The sequence below is a fragment of the Bradyrhizobium campsiandrae genome, assembly GCF_014529705.1.
Classification (GTDB): domain Bacteria; phylum Pseudomonadota; class Alphaproteobacteria; order Rhizobiales; family Xanthobacteraceae; genus Bradyrhizobium; species Bradyrhizobium campsiandrae.
In genome coordinates this window covers 1-414 of sequence record NZ_JAANIH010000239.1, presented here as the reverse complement: position 1 = coordinate 414, position 414 = coordinate 1, and the positions used below count along the sequence as shown (strand labels likewise).

The 414-nt window shown below is 38.9% G+C and carries 1 protein-coding gene; it reads right to left on the bottom strand.

Annotated features, from left to right (window positions below):
* On the bottom strand, nt 1-414 hold a 414-nt coding region (locus G8O24_RS47255), incomplete at both ends, for an Ig-like domain-containing protein (protein ID WP_188108445.1).

Here is a 414-nt window from a genome sequence, read left to right as displayed (position 1 = left end):
CTTCACGTCTGTTGTTGAGTCCGTCCATCCATCGAATATATAACCTTCCTTGGCTGGAGCAGTTGGTTCGTTAATTAATTCATTCACACCTACCATCGCATTTGGTTGCTCTCCGTCCACATCAAAAACTACAGCGTAAACTTCTGTCAATGGTTGTGTAACTGTTCCACTAAAAGGAGCCGTTGTATTTTTGAAAGTGACTGATTGGTTAAACGTGTAGCTAACATTATTAATAAAACTAGTTAAATTCCAAGTTAAATTTGGACTAGCATATGTTCCATTGTCGCTAATAGTAGCAGGTGCAATAGGCGCACCAGAAGGACCTTTTACCACATTAGGAACGACAAGATTATTTTGATAATACACGGGTTGGTTGGAGATGGTTTGATTCGTTAAAGGGACGATAAATAAGTT